Consider the following 4731-nt stretch of genomic DNA (forward strand, 5'->3'; position numbering starts at 1 on the left):
GGCCCCCGCCCCGGCGCCCGCCGGTCCTTCGGCGACCAACGTGGACGGGCCGCTCGGCTCGTCCGTCCCGGACCCCGGGCTCCCCGGCGCGCTGGTGAGCGCGCTCGGCGGGCTGCCCGGCGGCCTCGGCGGCGCGACCGCCGCGAGCGGCTCGGCGGGGGAGCCGGGGCTGCCCGGCGCGTGCGGGCAGATCACCGTCTACACGCTGCTGGACGGCCGGGAGGGCGCCTTCGACCGGCTGGCCGCCGAGCTCGTCCAGGCGGCGAGGCTCGCCGAGCCGGACACGGTGATCTTCGCCTCGCACGAGGTCGTCGGCGCGCCCACGCAGCGGATCTTCTACCAGCTGTTCCGGGACGAGGCGGCCTTCGCCGCGCACCGGCGGCAGCCGCACCTCCAGCGGTTCCTCGCCGAGTCCCGCGCCCACGTGCTCGCCACCAACGTGATCGAGCTGCGGCTCGGCACGTCCAAGATCCCGCTGCCGGCGCCGGAGTTCCCGGGGAGGTGACGTGGCCGACGTCCTGATCACGCTGCTGGGCAAGCCCGGCTGCCACCTGTGCGACGACGCGCGCGCGGTGATCGAGCGGGTGGCGGGCGAGCTGGGCGTGCCGTGGGAGGAGCGCGACATCACCCGCTCCGAGGAGGACACCCGGCTCTACTGGGAGCAGATCCCGGTGACGCTCGTGAACGGCGTGCAGCACGACTTCTGGCGGGTGGACGAGGGGCGGCTGCGCGCGGCGGTCGAGAAGGCGCGCGGCGCGGCGTAACGGCGGGGAGGCCGCTTCGTCTCGGTCAGAGCTGTCTGCTCGGTCACAGCGGGCGCCGCGCGTTTCCGCGGCGGGCTGCGGAAACGCCGTGCCGCGCGGTGAATTCGGCGCTCGCGTCCGGCCGGTTCGCCACACCGTTGACCGGGGGGCGACTTTGTGCGCGTATTCACAAAGGCTTAATCTGGTCGATAGCCCTGGGGCGGTCGGGCCGCGGCCGTGCGGCCCGGCGGACCCGCCGGGGTGAGGGGCCCCGGGTCCCGCCCCCAGCGTCGAGCCCCGAAGAGCAGGCCGTGACATCGCGACAGAACCACCACCGCGTCCGCGCCGAACGCGGCATTCCCGAAGCCACCGTGGCGCGCCTGCCGGTGTACCTGCGGGCCCTCACCGGTCTCCAGGACCGCGGTGTGGCGACGGTCTCGTCCGAGGAACTGGCCGCCGCGGCGGGCGTCAACTCGGCGAAGCTCCGCAAGGACCTGTCGCACCTGGGCTCGTACGGGACGCGCGGCGTCGGCTACGAGGTCGAGTACCTCGTCTACCAGATATCCCGTGAGCTGGGCCTCACCCAGGACTGGGTCGTCGCCATCATCGGTGTCGGTAACCTGGGCAGGGCACTGGCCGGCTACGGGGGATTCGCGTCCCGCGGTTTCCGTGTGGCGGGCCTGCTCGACGCGGACGAGTCGATCGTCGGCCAGGAGATCTCCGGTATGACGGTGGAGCACATCGACCGGCTGGAGGACATCATCGCCGGGCACGGCGTGTCCATCGCCGTGATCGCGACGCCCGCGGGCGCCGCCCAGGGGGTGTGCGACCGCGTCGTGGCCGCCGGGGTGACGAGCGTGCTGAACTTCGCGCCCGTCGTCCTGTCCGTCCCCGACGGCGTCGACGTGCGTAAGGTCGACTTGTCGATCGAATTGCAGATCCTCGCTTTCCACGAGCAGCGCAAGGCCGGGGGGCCGGGTGATTATGACCCCGTGGCCGGCGGCGGTGCGCCTCCCGGCGCCACGCAGTACGTCGAGGCATGAGGTGGCATGAGATGGGCGGGAGACGCGGAATGAGCGGAGCGGGACGGACGGGGAGCAGGGCATGAGCGTTCTGGTGGTGGGCATGAGTCACCGCAGCGCACCCGTGGCGATGCTGGAGCGCGCCGCGGTGTCGGGCGACGACCTCGCCAAGCTGCTGCACGCCGTCCACGGCTCGCCGAACGTCGCCGAGACCGCCATCGTCGCGACGTGCAACCGCGTCGAGATCTACGCCGTGGTCGACAGGTTCCACGGCGGTGTCACCGCGATCTCCGAACTGCTCGCCCTCCACTCCGGCATCCCGCTGGACGAGCTGTCCCACCACCTGTACGTCCACTACGAGGAGCGGGCCGTCCAGCACGCCTTCGCGGTGGCGTGCGGCCTGGAGTCGATGGTCGTCGGCGAGGGCCAGATCCTCGGCCAGATCCGGCAGGCGTTCCGGCTCGCGCAGGAGGAGGGCACCCTCGGGCGCGACCTGCACGAGGTGCTCCAGCAGGCGCTGCGGGTGGGCAAGCGCGCCCACCACGAGACCGGCATCGACAAGGCCGGGGCGTCGCTGGTCAGCGTGGGCCTGGACGTCGCCGCCCGCCACCTCGGGCCGCTCGACCGGGTGCGCGCCCTGGTGGTCGGCGCCGGCTCGATGAGCTCGCTCGCCGCCGCCACGCTGAGCCGCGCCGGGGCCCGCGAGGTCGTCATCGCCAACCGCACGTACGCGCGCGCGGTGCGGCTGGCGGAGTCGCTGGACGTCCCCGCCCGCGCGATCGAGCTGGACGCCCTGGACGGTGCGCTCGGCGAGGCCGACCTGATCGTCTCGTGCACCGGCGCGACCGGCCTCGTGCTGACCGCCGAGCGGCTCGCCGCGCGCGGCGCCGGCGCCGACGGCCGCCCCCGGTTCCTGCTGGACCTGGCGCTGCCGCACGACATCGAGCGGTCCGTCCGCGACCTGCCGGGCGTGGCGCTCGCCGGGCTGGACGACCTGCGCACCGCGCAGGAGGCCGCGAAGGCGATCGGGCCGGAGGCCGTCGGGGCCGTCCGCCGGATCGTCGGGGACGAGGTCGCCGCGTTCCTCGGCGCCGCCCGCGCCGCGGCCGTCGCGCCCACCGTGGTCGCGCTGCGCAGCAAGGCCGCCGAGGTCGTGGAGGCGGAGCTGCTGCGGCTCCGCGGGCGGCTGCCCGACCTGGACGAGCGGACCCGCAAGGAGATCGACCAGACCGTCCGGCGCGTGGCGGACAAGCTGCTCCACGCGCCGACCGTCCGGGTCAAGGAGCTGGCGGCGTCGCCGGGCGGCGACTCCTACGCCGACGCGCTGCGCCAGCTGTTCGACCTGGATCCGAAGGCGCCGCAGGCCGTCGCCCGCGCCGACATGGCCGAGCGGAGCGCGCGCGGGCGGGGACCGGCGTCCGACCCGGGGCCGTGGAGCGGTGCGGCGCGCAAGGCCGCCCGCGAGACCGCGGGCGGGCCGGGCGGCCCGACGGCCGCCGCGCTGACCGGCGCGCTGACCGGCGTCCCCGCCGACCCGCTGATCGGCATCGCGGGAGACCCGCTCATCGCCACTGCGGGCGACCCGCTGGACGGCACTGCGGGCGACCCGCTGGACGGCACCGCGGGAGATCCGCTGGACGGCACTGTGGGCGAGCCGCTGGCCGGCTTCGCGGGCGAGCCGCTGGACGGCACGGCGGGTGAGCCGCTGGACAGCATCGCGGGCGAGCCGGTCACCAGCGCCACGGCCGGTACGGTGGCCGCCGCGGTCGAGTCCGCCGTCGAGGGCGCCGGCGTGGGCGAGGTCAACGCGGGAGCCGCGAGCGTCCGGGCCGTGAGCGCCCGTGACCCGCGGCCCGGCGAAGGAGAACAGTTGTGAACGGCGGCGGCCCGAGCGGGGCCCGCCGACAGCCGAGCGGAGCGTGGCATTGAGTACCGCATCGAGGAGCGCAGGCGGGGGCCCGCTGCGGCTCGGCACCCGTAAGAGCCTGATGGCGACGACCCAGTCGCAGCAGGTCGCCGACGCATTGTCCCAGCGTACGGGGCATGCGGTCGAGCTGGTCGGGGTAACGACCGAAGGTGACGTATCCAAGGCGCTGCTGGCCCAGATCGGCGGCACGGGAGTCTTCGTCAACGGGCTCCGCGACAAGCTGCTGTCCGGCGAGGTGGACTTCGCGGTGCACTCGCTGAAGGACCTGCCGACCGGGCCCGCCGACGGGATCGCGCTCGCCGCGACCCCGCGCCGCGACGACCCGCGCGACGCGCTGTGCGGCCCGGCGAAGCTCGCCGACCTGCCGCGCGGCGCGCGTGTCGGCACGGGTTCGCCGCGCCGCGTCGCGCAGCTCCGCGCGCTCCGTCCCGACCTGGAGGTCGTGCCGATCCGCGGCAACGCCGACACGCGGCTCCGCAAGGTCACCGACGGCGAGCTCGACGCCGTGGTGCTCGCCTACGCCGGCCTCAACCGGATCGGCCGGGTCGACGCCGTCGCCGAGGTGTTCGAGCCCGACCAGATGCTGCCCGCCCCCGGGCAGGGGTCGCTCGCGCTCGAATGCCGCGCGGACCGGGACGATCTCCGCGCGCTGCTTGGAACGGTCGACGACGCCGCCACCCGCGCCGCCGTCACCGCCGAGCGGACGGTGCTGGCGGTGCTGGAGGCGGGCTGCTCGGCGCCCGTGGGAACATACGCTGCCGAAATAGATGAGAAGCTGCATTTGACCGCCGCCGTCGTCGCGTACGACGGCAGCCGGCAGATCAGGCTGTCCGGAAGCGGCCACCCGGAGCGGGCCGAGGAGCTCGGGCGCGAGCTCGCGAACCGGTTGCTCGCCCAGGGGGCCGAACAGTTGATGGGGGAGCGCGACATTGAGCCCCGCTAACCAGAGCCCCGCGGGCGGGAGCCCCGCCGCGAGCGAGAACCCCTCCGGCGGGGGCGCCGCCGGGCGCGGTGCGGCGGGCCGGTCCGCCGCGGACAG

At 75.1% G+C, this 4731-nt stretch carries 5 protein-coding genes; all 5 read left to right on the plus strand.

Translation table 11 applies throughout. The annotated features are described in order from the left end of the window. Nucleotides 1-505: putative quinol monooxygenase (locus E1300_RS47650; RefSeq protein ID WP_207400417.1), on the plus strand; the 505-nt coding region annotated here is incomplete at its 5' end. 1 nt (nt 506) lies between these two features. Further along, on the plus strand, nt 507-764 hold the full coding sequence (locus E1300_RS47655; RefSeq protein ID WP_131763857.1) for a glutaredoxin family protein: 258 nt from the start codon (nt 507-509) through the stop codon (nt 762-764). A 290-nt stretch (nt 765-1054) separates the two neighbouring features. Further along, nucleotides 1055-1786: a redox-sensing transcriptional repressor Rex gene (locus E1300_RS47660; RefSeq protein WP_242619871.1), complete on the plus strand. Its 732-nt coding sequence runs from the start codon at nt 1055-1057 to the stop codon at nt 1784-1786. A 61-nt stretch (nt 1787-1847) separates the two neighbouring features. After that, nucleotides 1848-3641 carry a glutamyl-tRNA reductase gene (locus tag E1300_RS47665; RefSeq protein WP_207400418.1) on the plus strand — a complete coding sequence of 598 codons (1794 nt, stop codon included), beginning with the start codon at nt 1848-1850 and terminating at the stop codon, nt 3639-3641. An 85-nt stretch (nt 3642-3726) separates the two neighbouring features. Next, a complete protein-coding gene (gene hemC / locus E1300_RS47670) occupies nt 3727-4635 on the plus strand; it encodes a hydroxymethylbilane synthase (RefSeq protein ID WP_278045446.1) in 909 nt (302 codons plus the stop codon). Nucleotides 4636-4731 lie beyond the last annotated feature (96 nt).

It is taken from the genome of Actinomadura fibrosa, from assembly GCF_900659615.1.
Taxonomy (GTDB): Bacteria; Actinomycetota; Actinomycetes; order Streptosporangiales; family Streptosporangiaceae; genus Spirillospora; species Spirillospora fibrosa.